General features: G+C 64.6%; 19 protein-coding genes and 1 pseudogene. 9 read left to right on the top strand and 11 right to left on the bottom strand.

Annotated elements, in window-relative coordinates; all coding sequences use genetic code 11:
* Nucleotides 1–44 precede the first annotated feature (44 nt).
* Entirely contained in the window at nt 45–2669 is a 2625-nt protein-coding gene (pepN, locus tag ACHL_RS09475) for an aminopeptidase N (protein ID WP_015937075.1), read from the top strand.
* An 18-nt stretch (nt 2670–2687) separates the two neighbouring features.
* Here the strand turns inward: pepN and ACHL_RS09470 are convergent, their stop codons facing one another.
* The 5 genes from ACHL_RS09470 to ACHL_RS09450 form a co-directional block, all read right to left on the bottom strand.
* Complete coding sequence (locus tag ACHL_RS09470) at nt 2688–3785, bottom strand: lipoate--protein ligase family protein (RefSeq protein ID WP_015937074.1); 1098 nt, start codon at nt 3783–3785, stop codon at nt 2688–2690.
* Between the two features lie 110 nt (nt 3786–3895).
* Complete coding sequence (locus ACHL_RS09465; RefSeq protein WP_015937073.1) at nt 3896–4153, bottom strand: type B 50S ribosomal protein L31; 258 nt, start codon at nt 4151–4153, stop codon at nt 3896–3898.
* Between the two features lie 184 nt (nt 4154–4337).
* Nucleotides 4338–5147 (bottom strand): TrmH family RNA methyltransferase, encoded by an 810-nt coding sequence (locus ACHL_RS09460; protein ID WP_015937072.1) that lies wholly within the window; start codon nt 5145–5147, stop codon nt 4338–4340.
* Between the two features lie 7 nt (nt 5148–5154).
* Nucleotides 5155–5940, bottom strand: a complete 786-nt coding sequence (locus ACHL_RS09455) for a sulfite exporter TauE/SafE family protein (protein WP_015937071.1) — start codon at nt 5938–5940, stop codon at nt 5155–5157.
* A 21-nt stretch (nt 5941–5961) separates the two neighbouring features.
* On the bottom strand, nt 5962–6747 hold the full coding sequence (locus tag ACHL_RS09450) for an ABC transporter ATP-binding protein (RefSeq protein ID WP_015937070.1): 786 nt from the start codon (nt 6745–6747) through the stop codon (nt 5962–5964).
* 143 nt (nt 6748–6890) lie between these two features.
* Between ACHL_RS09450 and serB the strand changes: the two genes are divergently transcribed.
* The gene (gene serB / locus ACHL_RS09445; RefSeq protein ID WP_015937069.1) at nt 6891–7784 is read left to right on the top strand and encodes a phosphoserine phosphatase SerB; all 894 of its coding nucleotides are present in this window, start codon (nt 6891–6893) and stop codon (nt 7782–7784) included.
* A gap of 71 nt (nt 7785–7855) precedes the next feature.
* Here the strand turns inward: serB and ACHL_RS09440 are convergent, their stop codons facing one another.
* Both ACHL_RS09440 and ACHL_RS09435 read right to left on the bottom strand, forming a co-directional pair.
* Nucleotides 7856–8608, bottom strand: coding sequence for an SDR family oxidoreductase (locus tag ACHL_RS09440; protein ID WP_015937068.1), 753 nt, complete (start codon nt 8606–8608; stop codon nt 7856–7858).
* Nucleotides 8609–8745: 137 nt separating this feature from the next.
* The gene (locus tag ACHL_RS09435; protein ID WP_015937067.1) at nt 8746–9471 is read right to left on the bottom strand and encodes a beta-ketoacyl-ACP reductase; all 726 of its coding nucleotides are present in this window, start codon (nt 9469–9471) and stop codon (nt 8746–8748) included.
* Between the two features lie 153 nt (nt 9472–9624).
* Between ACHL_RS09435 and ACHL_RS09430 the strand changes: the two genes are divergently transcribed.
* The 4 genes from ACHL_RS09430 to ACHL_RS09415 are packed head-to-tail and all read left to right on the top strand — an operon-like array spanning nt 9625 to nt 11675.
* Nucleotides 9625–10059 (top strand): DUF3099 domain-containing protein, encoded by a 435-nt coding sequence (locus ACHL_RS09430; RefSeq protein ID WP_015937066.1) that lies wholly within the window; start codon nt 9625–9627, stop codon nt 10057–10059.
* Nucleotides 10056–10322: a hypothetical protein gene (locus tag ACHL_RS09425; protein WP_015937065.1), complete on the top strand. Its 267-nt coding sequence runs from the start codon at nt 10056–10058 to the stop codon at nt 10320–10322. Before ACHL_RS09430 ends, ACHL_RS09425 begins: the two co-directional genes overlap by 4 nt.
* Nucleotides 10323–11195, top strand: coding sequence for an SURF1 family cytochrome oxidase biogenesis protein (locus tag ACHL_RS09420; protein WP_015937064.1), 873 nt, complete (start codon nt 10323–10325; stop codon nt 11193–11195).
* Nucleotides 11196–11198: 3 nt separating this feature from the next.
* Nucleotides 11199–11675 (top strand): YbaK/EbsC family protein, encoded by a 477-nt coding sequence (locus tag ACHL_RS09415; RefSeq protein ID WP_015937063.1) that lies wholly within the window; start codon nt 11199–11201, stop codon nt 11673–11675.
* A gap of 39 nt (nt 11676–11714) precedes the next feature.
* Here the strand turns inward: ACHL_RS09415 and ACHL_RS09410 are convergent, their stop codons facing one another.
* Complete coding sequence (locus ACHL_RS09410; protein ID WP_015937062.1) at nt 11715–12413, bottom strand: helix-turn-helix transcriptional regulator; 699 nt, start codon at nt 12411–12413, stop codon at nt 11715–11717.
* A gap of 73 nt (nt 12414–12486) precedes the next feature.
* Between ACHL_RS09410 and ACHL_RS09405 the strand changes: the two genes are divergently transcribed.
* Nucleotides 12487–13227 carry an alpha/beta fold hydrolase gene (locus ACHL_RS09405; RefSeq protein ID WP_015937061.1) on the top strand — a complete coding sequence of 247 codons (741 nt, stop codon included), beginning with the start codon at nt 12487–12489 and terminating at the stop codon, nt 13225–13227.
* Between the two features lie 47 nt (nt 13228–13274).
* On the opposite strand, the gene ACHL_RS09400 is transcribed toward ACHL_RS09405, so the two are convergent.
* Both ACHL_RS09400 and ACHL_RS09390 read right to left on the bottom strand, forming a co-directional pair.
* Nucleotides 13275–13664 (bottom strand): DM13 domain-containing protein, encoded by a 390-nt coding sequence (locus tag ACHL_RS09400; RefSeq protein WP_015937060.1) that lies wholly within the window; start codon nt 13662–13664, stop codon nt 13275–13277.
* An 815-nt stretch (nt 13665–14479) separates the two neighbouring features.
* Nucleotides 14480–15447: pseudogene (locus tag ACHL_RS09390) on the bottom strand (IS30 family transposase).
* Between ACHL_RS09390 and ACHL_RS24470 the strand changes: the two are divergent.
* Both ACHL_RS24470 and ACHL_RS24825 read left to right on the top strand, forming a co-directional pair.
* Nucleotides 15397–15621 (top strand): hypothetical protein, encoded by a 225-nt coding sequence (locus tag ACHL_RS24470; RefSeq protein WP_167534766.1) that lies wholly within the window; start codon nt 15397–15399, stop codon nt 15619–15621. The pseudogene ACHL_RS09390 and the gene ACHL_RS24470 sit on opposite strands and share 51 nt — an antisense overlap.
* Before the next feature lie 147 nt (nt 15622–15768).
* Nucleotides 15769–15900 (top strand): hypothetical protein, encoded by a 132-nt coding sequence (locus ACHL_RS24825; RefSeq protein WP_279625926.1) that lies wholly within the window; start codon nt 15769–15771, stop codon nt 15898–15900.
* 192 nt (nt 15901–16092) lie between these two features.
* Here ACHL_RS24825 and ACHL_RS09385 read toward each other — a convergent pair whose 3' ends face one another.
* A complete protein-coding gene (locus ACHL_RS09385) occupies nt 16093–16722 on the bottom strand; it encodes a hypothetical protein (RefSeq protein ID WP_015937059.1) in 630 nt (209 codons plus the stop codon).
* Nucleotides 16723–16810: the final 88 nt, after the last annotated feature.

Raw genomic sequence — 16810 nt, 5'->3', positions numbered from 1 at the left:
GCGGGCGGGCATCAGGGGCCTTTGCAGCGTGATTAGATAGCTGGGTGTCACATGAGAATCTGCACCGCGACGACGCTGCCGGCCGCTCGGCCCTGATCAGCACCGCCAGCTACGACGTCTCCCTCGACGTCCGCCAGGCCGGGAATCCGGATGTTGCCGGCTACACCACCCGCAGCGTCATCACCTTCACCGCCGCGGAAACGGGCAGGTCCACGTTCCTGGACTTCATTGGCAGCGGCGTGCACAGCGTGTTCCTCAATGGCAAGGGCCTGCCGGTGGAGGATGTGGTGGACGGTTCACGCATCAGGCTGGATAACCTGCAGCTGGAAAACCAGGTCACTGTCACCGGAACAGCCCTGTACAGCCGCTCCGGTGAGGGTATGCACCGCTTCGTTGACCCCGCCGACGGCCAGACCTACCTTTACACGCAATACGAACCCGCAGACGCGCGCAGGGTCTTCGCCAACTTCGAGCAGCCGGACCTCAAGGCCACCTATACCTTCCACCTGATGGCCCCGGCGTCCTGGCAGGTGGCATCCAATGGCACGGAGACCGGCAGGACCCTGCTGACCAGCGATCCCGCCACCGCACGCTGGGATTTCGCCACCACCCTGCCGATGTCCACGTACATCACCACAGTGATGGCCGGCCCCTACTTCAAAGCTGAAGACCGCTGGCAGGGAACCCTGGAGGACGGCACGAACCTGGACGTCCCGCTGGCGCTCTACTGCCGCGCCTCCATGTCCGAATCCTTCGACGCCGCCGAATTGTTCCGGCTCACCAAAGCCGGCCTGGACTTCTTCAACCGGCTCTTCGACTACCCCTACCCTTGGGGCAAGTACGATCAGGCCTTCGTGCCGGAATACAACCTGGGCGCCATGGAAAACCCGGGGCTGGTCACGTTCACCGAGAGCTACGTCTTCACCTCCCGGGCCACGGACGCCCAGTACCAGGCGCGGGCCAACACGCTGATGCACGAAATGGCGCACATGTGGTTCGGCGACCTGGTCACCATGCAGTGGTGGGACGATCTCTGGCTCAAGGAATCCTTCGCCGACTACATGGGCACCCTCGCCGTGGACCGGGCCACGGACTGGGACACCGCCTGGGTCAACTTCGCCAACAAGCGCAAGGCCTGGGCTTACGTCCAGGACCAGCTGCCCACCACGCACCCCATTGTCGCGGATATTCCGGACCTGGAAGCGGCCAAGCAGAACTTTGATGGCATCACATACGCCAAGGGTGCCTCAGTGCTCAAGCAGCTGGTGGCCTATGTGGGCTTTGACGCGTTCATCGCCGGTTCCCGGGAGTACTTCCGCAAGCACGCCTACGGCAACACCACCCTGGCAGACCTGCTGGAAGCCCTCAGTTCCGCTTCCGGACGCGACCTCGCGGAATGGGCACGCCAGTGGCTGCAGACATCGGGGATTTCCACACTGGCCCTGGAGGCGGCCACAGAGGCCGCGGACGACGGCGGCGCGCTGGGTTCCGTGGCCATCGTGCAGGAAAGCACGGACCCGGTGACCGGACGGGAGGAGCTGCGGCCGCACACGCTGCGCGTGGGCCTGTACGACTTCGATGGTGATGGCGCCCTGGTGCGGACGGGAAGCGTCGACACGGATGTGGCCGGTGCCCGTACGGAGCTCCCCCAACTGGCCGGCCGGCGGAGGCCCGCGCTGCTGCTGGTCAACGACGACGACCTCACCTATGCCAAGGTCCGCCTGGACCCGGTGTCCGAGGCGACGGTCCTCGCCCACCTGGACAAAATTGCCGATCCCATGGCCCGCGCCCTGTGCTGGACGGCGCTGTGGAACTCCGCCCGTGACGGCGAGGCCCCCGCCGAACGGTACGTGGCGGCCGTCGCCGCGTTCGCTCCGTCGGAAACCGGAATCGGCGTCCTGCTGAACATCCTCGACAACGCGTGCACCGCCGTCGAACGCTACACGCCGGCATCCCGCCGCGATGCCGTGCGCACTTCCTTCCTGGGCATGGCCGCTGTTGAGCTGCGGCGGGCGGAGCCGGGCTCGGACCAGCAACTCGCCTGGGCACGCACGCTGGGAACGCTCAGCAGGCACGACGCTTCACTGCTGCCGCTGCTGAGGGGACTGCTGGACGGTTCCGAAGAGATGCCGGGCCTGGCCGTCGACTCGGAACTGCGGTGGCACTTCTGGCACGCCCTCGCTGCCCACGGCCAGGCCACAGTGGAAGAACTGGATGCTGAACTGGCAACGGATACCACCGCTTCGGGACGGGCCGGCCATGCCACGGCTGCTGCTGCCCGGCCGGAGGCGGATGTGAAGGCGGCTGCCTGGGCCGAAGCCGTGCAGGGCACGTCGCTTTCCAACCAGCTGCTGACGGCAACCATCTCCGGGTTTGGCACCGCCCCGGCAGCCCTGCTGGAACCCTATGTTGAACCGTACTTCGATTGCCTTCGGGAAGTCTGGGACAGCCGGAGCATCGAGATAGCAAGCCGGATTGTGCGGGGCCTGTTCCCCTCAGCCCAGGATCTTGCCAAAGGCGGGGCGCCGCGCACCCACCCGGTGGTGCGCCGGACTGACGCCTGGCTGGAGGCGAACGCCGATGCGCCGCGTGCACTGCGGCGGATCATCGTGGAGCAGCGCGACCACCTGCTGCGGGCACTTACCGCGCAGGCCGCCGTCGACCACTAAAGAATAAGGCCGCGCTGGCTACGGAACCCGGTGCAGCCATTCCTCGGTACCGAACTTGGCGGCCGCACGTTCCCGCGCGGCCGCCAGTTCGGCTTCCGTCAGTTCCGACTGCGTGGCCCCGTACCGGCCGGTGAACACATCAATCATTGCCTCGATGATGTCCGTGCGCGCCAGGCCGGTCTGCCGGCGCAGCGGATCCACCCGCTTCTTGGCGCTGCGGGTGCCCTTGTCCGAAAGCTTTTCCTTGCCGATGCGCAGGACTTCCACCATCTTGTCGGCGTCGATGTCGTAGCTCATGGTGACGTGGTGGAGCATGCCGCCGTTGGCCAGCCGTTTCTGCGCGGCCCCGCCGATTTTGCCCTGGTCCGTGGCGATGTCGTTCAGCGGGACGTAGAAAGCTGTCACGCCGATCTTCTCCAGCGCCGCCATCACCCAGGAATCCAGGAACGGGTAGGAGTCGGCGAAGCTAAGCCCGTCCACCAGAGTCTGGGGCAGGTACAGGGAATAGGTGATGCAGTTGCCCGCCTCCATGAACATCGCTCCGCCGCCGCTGATCCTGCGGACCACCTTGATGCCGTGCCGGGCCACGCCGTCGGGATCCACTTCGTTCCGGACCGACTGGAAGCTGCCGATGACCACAGATGGTTCCTGCCAGTCCCAGAACCTCAGGGTGGGGTTGCGCCGGCCAGCGCCCACTTCCTCGGTGAGGACCTCGTCGAGGGCCACGTTGATTTCCGTGGGCAGCACCGCCGGAGGGATAACGTGCCACTCATGGTCCGCCCAGGAGGTGGCCTTGGCCAGGGCACGCCGGACGGTCACGGCCACGGCGTCGGCGGAGAAGCCGAACAGGGTTGCGTCTGCGGGCAGTGCGGCGGTGACCGCCGCTGCGAGATCTGCGGCCGGGGTGGTTTCCGGAAGGCCGGTGAGTGCGCGGTTAATGTCCTCCAAGGCCTCGTCCGGTTCGAGGAAGAAGTCGCCGCTGATCGAGACGTCGGCCAGGACCCCTCCGGCTATGGAAAGGTCCGCCACCACCAGCTTGCCGCCCGGAACCTTGTACTCGCCGTGAAGGCGGGGGTTTGTTGCTGCGTCCTGGTCCGGGGAGGTCATATGGCTCATGGTTTACATCCTGCCGTACGGCGTGCCCGCGCCGCCAACGGGCCGCCAAACGCAAAGAAAGCCCGCACCGTTCCCGGTGCGGGCTTTCCAACAAGCTATGGGAGGAAGAATTACTTCTTGCCGCCGAAGCCCTTGAAGCGTGCGTTGAAGCGCTCCACGCGGCCTGCGGAGTCCATGATGCGCTGCTTGCCCGTGTAGAACGGGTGGGACTCGGAGGAGATTTCGACGTCGATGACCGGGTAGGTGTTTCCGTCTTCCCACTCGATGGTCTTCGAGGAAGACACGGTGGACTTGGTCAGGAACTTGGTACCGGAAGCCAGGTCATTGAAAACGACGGCGGCGTACTTCGGGTGGATATCAGACTTCATAATGGGGCCTTTGTTCACGCAGCTGGATTTTGCCAGCTGCCAGGTATGAATGGGATGGCCGGACCGTGAATCCCGGGACGTGCCGAAAGATCAGGAGGGCCAGCAGTCAATAATAGCGGATCACGGCGGCACCCGCGAACCACGCCACGGCATCTGCCGGGGCCCTCATCTGGAGGGTCCGGGCTTAACCTCGGGGGCGCAGTTCCCAGAAAGCCACCGCAGACGCCGCTGCCACATTGAGCGAGTCCACGCCGTTGCGCATGGGGATTTTCACGGCGAGGTCGACGGCGGCAAGGGTCTCCGGGCTCATGCCGGCCCCTTCGGTGCCGAGCACCAGGGCCAGCCGGTCCGGGTTGGTGGCGGCGACAGCGTCCACGTCCCGTGCATCGCCGGTCAGTTCCAGGGCGGCGACGGTGAAGCCGTGGTCCTTGAGGACCTGCAGATCCTGCGGCCAGCTCTCCAGGCGCGCCCAGGGGACCTGGAACACCGTCCCCATGCTGACCCGCACGCTGCGCCGGTAGAGGGGATCTCCGCAGCGGGGCGAGACCAGGACGGCGTCGATGTCCAGGGCGGCCGCCGAACGGAAGATGGCGCCCACGTTGGTGTGGTCCACGATGTCCTCGAGCACGGCAACCCTGCGGGCACCGGCCAGGAGCTCGGGCAGGGGCACCGGATCGGGGCGCTCCATGGCAGCCATGGCTCCGCGGTGGAGGTGGAAGCCGGTGATTTCCTCGAGGAGGGCGGCCTTGCCGATGAACACCGGGACATCGGGGTAGGCCTGGAAGACGTCGTCGAGGTCCGCGAGCCATTTCTCCGCCAGGAAGAACGAACGCGGCTGGTGGCCGGCTGCGAGGGCCCGCCTCAGGACCCGGGAGGACTCGGCAATGTACATTCCCTCGCGAGGTTCGCGGAGTTTACGGAGATGGACATCGGTCAGCGTGGTGTAGTCGCTGACCCGCGGGTCGCTGGCCGATTCAAGATAGTGGAAAGTCACCGGGTGATTATTTCAGCAGGTTGGCGACCATAACGACGAGCGCCACAATGCCCAGGGTGAAGATCACGCCGCGGAGGACCTTTGGGGAAAGCTTCCGGCCCACCCTGGCGCCAACGAGTCCGCCGATGGTGGAGCTGACGGCGATCAGGAGGACCACCAGCCAGTTGATCCGGTCGAAGGCGAACAGCAGGTAGGAGATTGCAGCCACCATGTTGACGCCCAGGACCAGGAAGTTCTTCATGGCGTTCGCGTTTTGCATGGTTCCGCTGAGGAAGACGCCCAGGATGCCCACCAGCAGGATGCCCTGGGCGGCTACGAAGTAACCGCCGTAGACGCCGGCCAGGTAGACGAGCACCACCAGCAGCACGCCGTGGTTGCGGTCGCGGACGGCATGTTCGGGGTTCTGTTCGCGGTTGCGCACCCACGACTGCAGTTTCGGCTGGAACATCACCATCAGCAGCGCCAGGACCAGCAGTACCGGCGCCACGTAGTGGAAGACCTTCTCCGGCAGGTGGAGCAGCAGCCACGCGCCCGTGATCCCGCCCAGCAGCGAGGCCGGGAGCAGCTTCATCAGCTGCCGGCCACGTCCTGCCACTTCCCGCCGGTAGCCCCAGGCGCCGGCGGCAGTGCCCGCCACCAGGCCCATGGCGTTGCTCATGGACGCGACAACGGGCGTGATACCCAGTGCGAGGAGCACGGGGAAGGTCACCAGCGTGCCGGAGCCCACCACCGCGTTGATAGTGCCGGCCCACAGGCCAGCGAAAAAGACCAGGATGCTGCTAAGAATCTCCACAGTTAGTATTCAGCCCCGGCCTTAGCGGCGGGCCGTGGCGGCGTAGCGGCCACCACTTTCCGTAACATCCAGGGCGAGCCCGAACGTTTCGCTGAGGTGCTGGTCGGTGAGGACCTCGGTAATGGGGCCGGCCGCCACCACGCCGCCGTCGCGCAGCAGCATGGCGTGCGTGAAGCCCGGGGGCACTTCTTCAAGGTGGTGGGTGACGAGGACCATGGCCGGTGCCGCTTCATCTTTGGCAAGTTCGCCAAGCTTGTGGACGAGCTCTTCGCGGCCGCCAAGGTCAAGGCCTGCTGCCGGTTCGTCCAGCAGCAGCAGTTCGGGATCGGTCATCAGGGCGCGGGCAATCTGGACGCGCTTGCGTTCACCCTCGGACAAGGTGGCGAAGGTCCGGTTCAGCAGCGGACCCATCCCCCAGTCGTTCAGGAGGCGGAAGGCGCGGCGTTCGTCGTCGCGCTCGTAGCCTTCACGCCAGCGCCCGGTGACGCCGTACGCGGCAGTGACCACCACGTTTAGGACGTTCTCATGCTCCGGAATCTGGGTGGCCAGGGCTGCAGAGGACAGCCCGATGCGGGGGCGGAGTTCAAAGACATCAGTGCGGCCAAGAATCTCGTCGAGGATGCCGGCCTTGCCGCTGCTCGGGTGCAGGCGTGCCGCCGCGATCTGGAGGAGGGTGGTTTTCCCGGCGCCGTTGGGTCCGAGGATGACCCAGCGTTCTCCTTCGTTGACCTGCCAGTCGACCTTGTCCAGCAGGGTCTTTTTGCCTCGGACAACGCTAACGGAGTCCAGTTCCAGAACATCACTCATAGGAGTAGACACTAGGACAAAAGAGTGGACGACTGATAACCGGTGTGACCACTCCCCATGCACGTGTCCGGCCGCGGTGCAGGGCCGGCCGTGCTCCGCAATGAATAAGCGGGACCATTCTTCCGCTGGCTAAGATTGCAGGCATGACTTCCAACGCGACCGCGGTCAGCTATGGCCAAAATCTGACCGACACCGGACTGGAGCTGCTGCGTTCCATACTCTCGGAGCAGGGTGCAGCTGTAGGAGCCGAATCCACAGCCGGCGACAGCCGCTACCAGGTTCGCATCACGGAACTGGAACTGCCTGACGCCACCGAGGCACGCCTCGCTGCGCTCCGCAGCGCCGTGGCCGATGCCGCCATCCCCGGCGTGGACACCGCCTTGGTACCCGGCGCCCTGCGCTCGGCCAGCCGAAAACTGCTGATCATGGACGTGGACTCCACCCTGATCCAGCAGGAGGTCATTGAACTCCTGGCCGCGTATGCGGGCAAGCGGGACGAGGTGGCGGCCGTCACCGAAGCGGCCATGCGCGGAGAGCTGGACTTCGCCCAGAGCCTGCACGCGCGGGTGGCTGTCCTCGCCGGGCTGCCGGCCGACGTCGTCAATTCCGTCCGCCGGGAAGTGAAGCTCAGCGAAGGTGCCGCCGAACTCGTGGCCGCCTTCAAGGCGGCCGGTCACCCCGTAGCCGTGGTCTCCGGCGGGTTCAACCAGATCTTGGAGCCAATCGCCGGGGATCTTGGCCTTGATTACTGGCAGGCCAACGAGCTGGAGATCGTTGACGGTGCCCTGACAGGCAAGGTCCTGGGCGCGGTGGTGGACCGGGCGGCCAAGGAGAAGTTCCTGCGCGAGTGGGCAGCCGCTGAAGGGATCGCGATGGAACACACCATCGCCGTGGGCGATGGCGCCAACGACCTCGACATGCTGGGCGCAGCCGGGATCGGGGTGGCCTTCAACGCCAAGCCGGCCGTGCGCGCCGTCGCCGATTCAGCCATCAACATGCCCTACCTTGATGCTGTGCGACACATCGCCGGGGTCTGAACAGCCCACGGACCTGACAAAAAAGTGGTGCCCGGCGAAGACGCGCCGGGCACCTCTTTTAGTTCCTCGGACTACTGGCCGCTCTTGCCGAAGTAGTCTGCGCCGCCGGCGTATTCCGTGTGGCCGGACTCGACGTCAGCGGTGGCCATTCCGGCTACCACCTGGGCGAACTCTTCCACGGAGTACAGCTTGCCGGCTTCGGCGCGGCGGGCCTCGATGGCGCCCGGCGTGGAGCGGTCCAGCAGCGTGGCAGTAACGGTGCCCTCGATCATGTCCCCGGAAACCACCACCAGGCTGATGCCCTTCTCGGCGAGGTTGGGGATGAGTTCGCGCAGTGCGTCCTCACCGGCGCGCTTGCTGCGGGCCACGGGCTCATAGGCGGGCATGGTGGGAACGGTGTTGATGAAGTGCGCCTGGTGGCTGGTCACGAAGACAACGCGGGAGCCTTCCTGCATCAGCGGCACTGCGGCATTGAGCATGTTGAGCTGGGCGTCGCGGTTGAGCTTGAGGGCGTAGTCCTCCCCCATGCCGGTTTCCATGCCGCCCGAGGCGTTCAGGACCAGGACGTCCAGGGATCCGAAGTTCTCCATGGCAGCGGAGGCCAGCGCCTGCACGCCTTCCTGGGTGGTCAGGTCGGCCCCGACGGCGACGGCACGGCCGCCGTCGGCCTCGATGCCCTGGACCACTTTGTTGGCGCGCGGCGCCTTCTGGCGGTAGTTGACCACGACGGCGGCGCCCTCGCCGGCGAGGATCTTTGCTACGTCAGCGCCGATTCCGCGTGATGATCCGGTGACGATGGCGGTCTTGTTGTCCAGCAGTCCCATCTGGGCTCCTTTGTTTGAAACGTCTAAAGTGAAGCGGCTCTGAACTCCATCATGCCAGCGCGGTCCGGTGATTCCCTTGTCCGGGTCCCACAAAGAAGGCTGGGTCCGCTGGTTTGCCGCCGCGTGGGGTTTGGAAGTCAGTGCCCCATGCCCAGGCCGCCGTCAACCGGGATGACAGCGCCGGAGATGTACGCCGCTTCGTCACTGGAAATCCAGCGCACCACGTTGGCCACCTCGTCCGCGTCTGCGAACCGGCCGGCGGGGATGCTGGCCAGGTAGTCCTTCTGGGTGGCTTCCGGAAGTTCAGCCGTCATGTCCGTGTTGATGAAGCCCGGAGCCACCACGTTCGCGGTAATGCCGCGCGAACCCAGTTCGCGGGTCAGCGACCGCGCGATGCCAACGAGGCCGGCCTTGGAGGCGGAGTAGTTGATCTGGCCCGGGGCGCCATACAGGCCCGAAACAGAGGAGATCAGGACCACGCGGCCCTTGCGCAGCCGGATCATGCCCTTCGATGCGCGCTTGATGACACGGAAGGCGCCGGTGAGGTTCGTGTCGATGACGGAGGTGAAGTCTGTTTCGCTCATCCGCAGCAGGAGGGTGTCCTTGGTGATGCCGGCGTTGGCCACCAGTACTTCCACCGGGCCGTGGGCTGCCTCCACTTCCTTGAACGCCGCATCCACGGACGTCTCATCGGTGACGTCCGCCTTCACTCCCAGGATTCCTTCAGGCAGTTCCGATTCACTGCGGTAGGTAACAGCCACTTTGTCCCCGTTGGCCAGGAATGCTTTGGCGATGGCCAGGCCGATGCCACGGTTGCCGCCGGTGATCAGGACGCTGCGGGGGGCGGTAACTGCTTCAGTCATGAAGGAACTCCGGAATTCTGCGGCGGGATGCACCGCGGTAGGAAAGGTGGAATTTGGCTGCCTCCGATCTTAGCGCCCGGGCCCGCCCGGGTTTGGGTGCCACTGCCGATGGTGAGAGAATTGACGCAAGCCTTTGGAGCGTGAGAAACCACTGTGACCCTTGAAAACCACGCGGGACGTTCGGCGCCCGGAGAACCCGGCCGGTTCTCCGAGGACGCGGAAGTCCACAGCATCACGGATGCCGCGGAATCCCATTCCGAGGACATTCGCAGGCGCATGGTCAAGTACGCGCTGGCCATGGGCATCCGCATGGTGTGCCTGGTGATGATTTTTGTCCTGGACGGCTGGCTCAAGATCATCGCCGTGGCCGGAGCGGTATTCCTGCCATGGATCGCGGTGGTCATCGCCAACGGCAGCGACATGGCCGAAGAGCACAGCGACGCGCTCATTGATTCGGCGCCACTGGCTGAGTTGGAAGCGCCGCCGCCGCCCACGGGGCACGAGGAGCAGGGTTCCGAGGTGCTGCAGGGCGAGCTTATTAGCGACGACGACGAACCGGACAACGGAGAAGGGCGGCAGGGGCCGTGAGTATTTTTGATTTCGCCGCCGGAACCAGCCCGGCAGCATCAGACTCCGCGCTCTGCTCCCGGAAGGCCTGCCGTGCCGGAGCGTCCTGGCAACTGCTGTGGAACAACCCCAAAATCCATACCCCGGAGCGCCGGAAGACGTGGCTGGCCTGCGAGGACCACCGCGGCTGGCTGGAGGACTACCTGCAGACCCGCGGCCTGTGGAAGGAAACACTTCCCCTCGAGCCCGGCAGCGCGGACAGCCCCCTGGAGCAGGACAACTGAATGTACCGTTTCCTCTTCTCCAGCAAATGGCTGGGTTATCTGCTGCTGGCCGCGATCTTTGCCACTGCCTGCGTTTTCCTGGGCCGGTGGCAGATGGACCGGCGCGCCGAAACCCTGGCCGAAATCAACCGCGTGGTGAGCAATTACTCCGCCACTCCCATATCTTTCGCGGCAGCCCGGGACCAGTTCACGCAGCTTGATCCCGCCAAGGAATGGACACAGGTGCAGCTGCAGGGCACCTACGACGCCGATGGCCAGCGCATCGTGCGCAACCGTCCCCTGAACGGCCAGCCGGGCTACGAAGTGGTGGTTCCGTTCAAGCTGGCCACCGGCGAAACGGTCATCGTGGACCGCGGCTGGCTGCCCATCGGCAACAAAAACCCCGGCAGCCCGGACTCTGTCCCGGCGCCCCCCTCCGGCGAGGTGACCGCCGTCGTCCGGCTGAAGCACGGGGAACCGGAGCTTCAACGCGGCGCCCCGCAGGGCCAGCTCGCCTCCATCGACCTCCCGACCTATGCGGCGCAGCTTGGCTACCCGGTGCTGACCGGAGCCTACGGGCAGCTGGCCTCGGAGACGCCCGCGGCCGCTGAGATGCCCATGGCGTTCCCCAAACCGTCCACTGAAGAGGGCACTCACCTGTCCTATTCGTTGCAGTGGTTCGCGTTCGGCGTGCTGATGTTCGTGGGCTTCGGGTACGCGGCGCGGCAGCAGGCCCGCAACGCCGCCATTGACGCCGAGGAAGACGAGGCCGATGAAGCCGGGACCGTCCACGCTGCGGTGCCGTCCCGCCGTCGTACGCCTCCTGCGCGCAAGCGGAAAAAGGCAACGGCCGAAGAAGAGGAAGACGCACTGCTGGACGCGCAGGGGTACTAGGGCATGACAACGCACGACGACGGGCCGGTCAGCCGGGTGCGCACGGTACTGCTTGAATCGGGCATCGGTGACACGGTGCGCAGCTTCCCCGCCGGCGTTCCCACTGCCGTTGCCGCGGCTGAGGCGCTGGACTGTGACGTTGCAGCCATCACCAACAGCCTCATCTTCGACCTCAACGGGGCGCCCCTGCTCATCCTCGCCAGCGGCGCGGCCCGGGTGGACACGGCTCTGGTGGCGGACCGCCTGGGTGAAGGCCGCATCCGCCGCGCTTCGCCGGACTTTGTGCTCGAGCACACCGGCCAAAAGGTGGGCGGAGTGGCACCGGTTGGCCATCCTCACCGCATCAGAACCCTGCTTGACGTGAGCCTGCGGTCCCATAACCTCCTGTGGGCCGGAGCGGGCGATCACGAGTCTATGTTCTGCATCACCTACCAGGACCTGCACAGGATCACCGGCGCCGAGGAAACCGCGGTTCGCTGACGCCCCGAGGCAAACCGGCGTGGTTGGGTATTGCGCGACTCACCCGCCCCGGGTGTGCACCGGTCTGGCGTTTGCCGGAGGTTCCCCCACCTCGTGGATGGTGTGGCCGCTGCAAGCCGTCCTGGTTACGCTGGCCCGTTCAATGCGCGCCACGGTGAACCATCGCATAGCGTTGCGCAGCCGGCACCACCCCACCAGATACCACTGGCCGTTAGTGGAGGCGAACAGCACGGGCTCAACGTCGCGGGTGGTCGTGGTCCCGCTTTTCGATGTGTAGCGGATGCGGATCACACGTTGATCGGCCATCCCCTCCTCCAGCGCAGACTTGATGGCCCGGGAAGAGGACGGAAGTGCGTTGACCCAAACCCGGCTGCCCAGCTCGTCGGCTCGGGCCTTGGTTTTGGGATCGAGGACGTCGAGGATCTTCTGGATACCTGCTGCTGCCAGATCGGCGTAGGGGGCGTCCGGTGCAGCGGTCACGGCCGCCATGAGCGCCATCGCCTGCGCAGGGGAAAGGGTGACAGGCGGAAGGGATGCTCCTGTGGCCAATCCGTAGCCGCCGCCCGGACCCGGCCGGGACCATACAGGTGCTCCGCTGTTTTCCAACGCGTCGAGGTCTCTCTTGATGGTGCGCACAGACACCTCAAACTCCCCCGCCAAGCGTTCGGCGGACACGCCCCGTTTGCCGCTGCGGAGCAACATCTCGGAAAGCGCATGGAGCCGTTCGACCCGCTTCACAGCTCGGCCCTTGGCAAATTCATGACATAAATAGTGACATACCGTTGTCCGGAGCGCCTGCAAGGGTATGGACATGACAACTACTGCAAATCCCCCGCTCATCATCCTCATCGCCGGCCACTGGCTGGGCGCCTGGGCCTGGAATGAAGTGCTTGAACACCTGGCACCCCGCCACGCCCGGGCAATCGCGGTGACGCTGCCCGGTCTAAACGGCGACGACCCCCAGCGTGCGGCCAGGAATCTCGACGATCAAGCCGCAGCGGTCCTGGACGTCATCACCCAAATGGGAGTCACCGAGGATCAGCCGGCAACACTGGTGGCTCACAGCGGGGCCAACGCCCCCGTCAGCCTTGTCCTTGACCAACATCCTGAGCTGGTCCGTCGAGTGGTGTGGGTCGACTCCGGCCCCGTGGCACCGGGAAGCGCCTTCGGCGCGGGCCTGCCTGAGGACCTGGAGGAGCTTCCGCTGCCCTCTTTCGACGTACTCGCAGAGCAAGCGAGCCTCGAAGGCCTGAGCGCAGAGGTCCTTGAGCGTTTCAGGCGCCGGGCGGTCCCTGAGCCCGGCCCCGTGCTTCGCCAGCGGGTCGAACTGACCAACAGTGCCCGCCGCAAAGTCCGGACCACCCTGGTGTGCTGCTCGATCCCCGGCGCGCAGGTGCTGGAGCTGGCGCGTGCAGGCCATCCCATGTTCGCCGAGGTCGCCAACATCGAGCACCTCGACGTCATTGACCTCCCGACAGGGCATTGGCCCATGTGGAGCCGCCCCCGCGACCTCGCCAAGACCATTCAGTCGGCAGCCTCCCGGGCGAACTGATGCACGTATGACGTGAAGTCAGCCGAGTCCGGCCGGTCCCTTCCCCGTCAGGAAGGCGGCGCCTCAACAAGGTTGGCCGTACCGTACGCCACCCTGTCGGCATAGTTGTAGATCACAACGCTGCGCACCGGTTCGGGCATCGACTCCCACCTCCCGGGCTCCAAATCGATGCGCTGACTGCCCGCCCGGTCGAGCCGCAGCGGCCCCAGCTCAATCAGAGTCGATGAGGACAGCTCCGGCTCACGAGTGGGACCGGGGCGCAGCGTCCCGGGGCTCAGCATAAGACGGATACTGTCTCCGGGACCTGTGGCAAAGTCTTCGAGCTGCAGGGCTGCACCGGACTCCGTAACGCGGATGGTGGCCGTCCCGGTGGTGGTTGCCCCCTGCGACTGAAACTGGCCTTGCAGAGTCAAGGGAACGGCAGCAGGCGAGCCCATCGGAGTTGCTGACGGCTGACTGGGCTCGCGTGCTGGTTCCGGTGCGGACTCTGTGTAGGTGCAGCCGGCGAGGCCTGAAGCCAGCAGGCATAAGAGCAGCGTTGATCGAAGTAGCTTCAAGATGTCCCCCAGTGGATTTCGTTCATACGCACCCTACCGGAGAGCTGCCTTCGCAGGTGGTCCTCATGGGTTCCAACCTCCACCGGGATCAGAACGGGTGCGAACTTGCAAGCGTTTGGGACGCTGAGCGACAGATAAGTAGGCTGCTGAATAGGGAGTGGGGAGACCGTGCTACAAACTAGACCGCTTGGCTTTTGGCTTAAGCTGATATTGCTGTCCGCTTGCCTGTTGGCCTCAGTCTTCTTCCAGGGTCTGTCCGCGGGCGGGCTTGACGTAGCGGAGGCATGTGAATCGCGTGCTGGCCAAACGTACGACCACGAGTATCACAGCAGCCATTACTATGAGCAGCTGCAGGTGTTCCCGCTGACCACAAAGTGCAACGCCGAGTATGATTCAGTTCCTCCTTGGATTAGTCCCGCCTTGGCGACCTTGGCGCTCCTCACTGCGTCATTTATTGTGGCGATGCTGATTGACTTATCCAGGCGCCTGAGAAGCCGGCTCTTTTAGTCTGACCCCCCTGCGCCCCAGACCGGGCGTCCGCAGTTAGCGAAGGACCTTCAATCCGGGCAGGCCCCGTTTCTTCTCCGACCCTGAGGAGGCCTGTCCCTGGAATCGAAAAGCACGATCAGTTGACCGCAAGCTGCTGGTTCAACAAACATATATATGCCCGAAAGGGGAAGGGCGGATTCTGGCGGTCATTGCAACAGGAGATTTCCGATCAGTTCGATCGGTTTCTTGAAGCCTAGTCTTTTGCGTGGTCGATCGTTGAGTTCCTGGGCGACCCAGTCGAGGTCTGCGGCGCTATGGATGCTCAGATCGGTGCCCTTGGGAAAGTACTGGCGCAGCAGGCCATTGGTGTTTTCGTTGATGCCGCGCTGCCAGGGTGAGTGAGGGTCGCAGAAGTAGATTTCGACGCCGGTGTCGATCTTCACGGTTTTCCAGTCCTGCATTTCGATGCCCTGGTCCCAGGTCAGGGAATGCCGCAGGGATTCGGGGAGCGTCTTGATCTTGGCTGCCAGGGCGTCTCGCATCTGCTCGGCCTTGTATCCGTCCGGCAGATGCACGAGCATCGTGTAATTGGTGGTCCGTTCGACCAGCGTCCCAATCGCGGACTGATTCCCTTTCCCGATGATGAGATCACCTTCCCAATGCCCTGGCACGGCTCGGTCCTGAACCTCGGCGGGACGTTCGGAGATATTGATCATTCCGGGGATCCGGTTTTTGCGCTGGCCGGCCTTACGGCAGGGCTGCCTGATAGCCCGCCCGGTGCGCAGACACACGGTCAGATCACGCTTCAGCGCACCTCGGGACTGGACGTAAAGGGACTGGTAAATCGTCTCGGGTGACACCCTCATCTCCGGTTCATCAGGGAACTCAACCCGGAGTCGTCCTGCGATCTGCTCGGGTGAGTACCTCTTGTTCAGGTCTTCTTCAACCTTCGCACGCAGCACAGTATGTGCAGTTTCGCTGGTTTCGGGCGCGAGGCCCGCTCATAGGCCAGAGCGTGCGCTGAGGTTGCCCGGTAGGGCATCCCTGCCACCGAGTTACGCCGCAACTCTCTCGAAATCGTGGAGGCTGCTCTGCCGACTACCGTTCCGATCTGCCGCAGTGATTGACCCTGGGCGCGCAGTATGGCGATCTCTTCACGCTGGGCGAAGGTCAGGCATCGACCCTTCAGATCACGGCCCCGCCGAGGCCTGACACCCCCGGCTTCAAGCAGGACCCTGCGCCCGGTACGCCGGCTCGTATCGATCGGAACAACGGCATCAGTGATGAAATCACCAGCCTGCATTCCGGCCCAAAAAACCTGCAAAAGATCAGGCCTTACATGAATTGAATAACCTGCCATGACAACACCCATCCGCTAAGTGTTGCAATCACCGCAAGAACCCAAGGAAGGACCTACGGGACGAGCGTCAGGGTCCTGCGGGACGCCCTAAGCGCCTCGCGCCCAATATGTTGCATTGCCATTTAGGCTGCGGGTATGAAACCCCGCGGAATTCTCATTGCTGCACTCGTCCTTGTAGTGATCGTGGTTGCCATAATCGTGGCCTGGGCAATTTTCGGCGGACGCCCTACCCTCATGAGCCCCACTGCGTTCACCACCGTCCGGTGATCGATGGGCTTGCGGCCCCCAGGCCTCCGGCACTTCAGGCAAGAGTCAACAAATGCCGGGGCGGTCCCGTCTATAGACTTGACGAACGGGAGCGACCATGGGCTGCTCGATTCTGCCTATGAAGTCTTTTCGACGCCTCACAGTCCCCTAAGTTCGTCTGGCCGCGGGAGTAGTGGGGATCTTGGACCTGCCTCACCAGCCGAGGACGGCGAGGGCTCCGGTAGAAGCGAGTGCGACCGCGGCCGTCCAAAGTACGATCGCGATGATCTGCCAGATGATGACCCATTGTTTCGGCACGCCCGAAGTGACGAAGAACGCCGCCGTCAGCATAGTCGGCAGCGCTAGCGGGGCGAGCAGGCTCGCGCCTGGAACGCCGAACCTGACCACCCACCGACGTAACCTCTCCCGGCCCTTCGCCCGGCGGGTCGGTTTCGCAACCGCGTTGTCAGCGGGCTGCGTGAGCGCAACAGCGGTTGCGGGGTCGGGGAGCGCTGCTGATGCGGCGCGCTCGTTCAATGCGCCAACGCGTGTTGCGGCTTTTGGATTCCCCACCGGCATCGGGCCTGTTTGAGACGCTCGCCGGGTGAGAACACGTTCGCGGGCACGGGACCCCAGTAACACCACGCCGAGGACGCAGAGGACGTTACCTGTCGCCGCTGCGATCGCGGCGATGATCGGGTTGATTCCCACGAGGATACCAAAGGCCGCGGCTCCCTCGCCCTCGATGTAGGGGATCGTGCCGGCCACGGCAATCAAAAGTGGCTGGAGGATATCGGGTACCTGGTCGATGAAACCCTGGAGGCCTTCGTACGGATTGTTCATGTTCTTGTCCTGTTCGGTGTCGGGCGCAGCGCCGAGAAACGGCCCACTTTCTATTCCGAACAGCTAAGACGATGTTCCTGGAACAGGG

Origin of the sequence: Pseudarthrobacter chlorophenolicus A6, assembly GCF_000022025.1 — a bacterium.
In the GTDB taxonomy this organism is placed as follows: Bacteria; Actinomycetota; Actinomycetes; order Actinomycetales; family Micrococcaceae; genus Arthrobacter; species Arthrobacter chlorophenolicus.
This window is presented reverse-complemented; position numbering and strand designations above follow the sequence as displayed.

Bases quoted from the DNA above. Each gene is read 5' to 3' on its own strand.
- ACHL_RS09470 (WP_015937074.1), bottom strand. From the start codon at position 3,785: ATGAGCCATATGACCTCCCCGGACCAGGACGCAGCAACAAACCCCCGC.
- ACHL_RS09465 (WP_015937073.1), bottom strand. From the start codon at position 4,153: ATGAAGTCTGATATCCACCCGAAGTACGCCGCCGTCGTTTTCAATGAC.
- ACHL_RS09450 (WP_015937070.1), bottom strand. From the start codon at position 6,747: ATGAGTGATGTTCTGGAACTGGACTCCGTTAGCGTTGTCCGAGGCAAA.
- serB (WP_015937069.1), top strand. From the start codon at position 6,891: ATGACTTCCAACGCGACCGCGGTCAGCTATGGCCAAAATCTGACCGAC.
- ACHL_RS09440 (WP_015937068.1), bottom strand. From the start codon at position 8,608: ATGGGACTGCTGGACAACAAGACCGCCATCGTCACCGGATCATCACGC.
- ACHL_RS09435 (WP_015937067.1), bottom strand. From the start codon at position 9,471: ATGACTGAAGCAGTTACCGCCCCCCGCAGCGTCCTGATCACCGGCGGC.
- ACHL_RS09420 (WP_015937064.1), top strand. From the start codon at position 10,323: ATGTACCGTTTCCTCTTCTCCAGCAAATGGCTGGGTTATCTGCTGCTG.
- ACHL_RS09415 (WP_015937063.1), top strand. From the start codon at position 11,199: ATGACAACGCACGACGACGGGCCGGTCAGCCGGGTGCGCACGGTACTG.
- ACHL_RS09405 (WP_015937061.1), top strand. From the start codon at position 12,487: ATGACAACTACTGCAAATCCCCCGCTCATCATCCTCATCGCCGGCCAC.
- ACHL_RS09400 (WP_015937060.1), bottom strand. From the start codon at position 13,664: ATGGGCTCGCCTGCTGCCGTTCCCTTGACTCTGCAAGGCCAGTTTCAG.
- ACHL_RS24825 (WP_279625926.1), top strand. From the start codon at position 15,769: ATGAAACCCCGCGGAATTCTCATTGCTGCACTCGTCCTTGTAGTGATC.
- ACHL_RS09385 (WP_015937059.1), bottom strand. From the start codon at position 16,722: ATGAACAATCCGTACGAAGGCCTCCAGGGTTTCATCGACCAGGTACCC.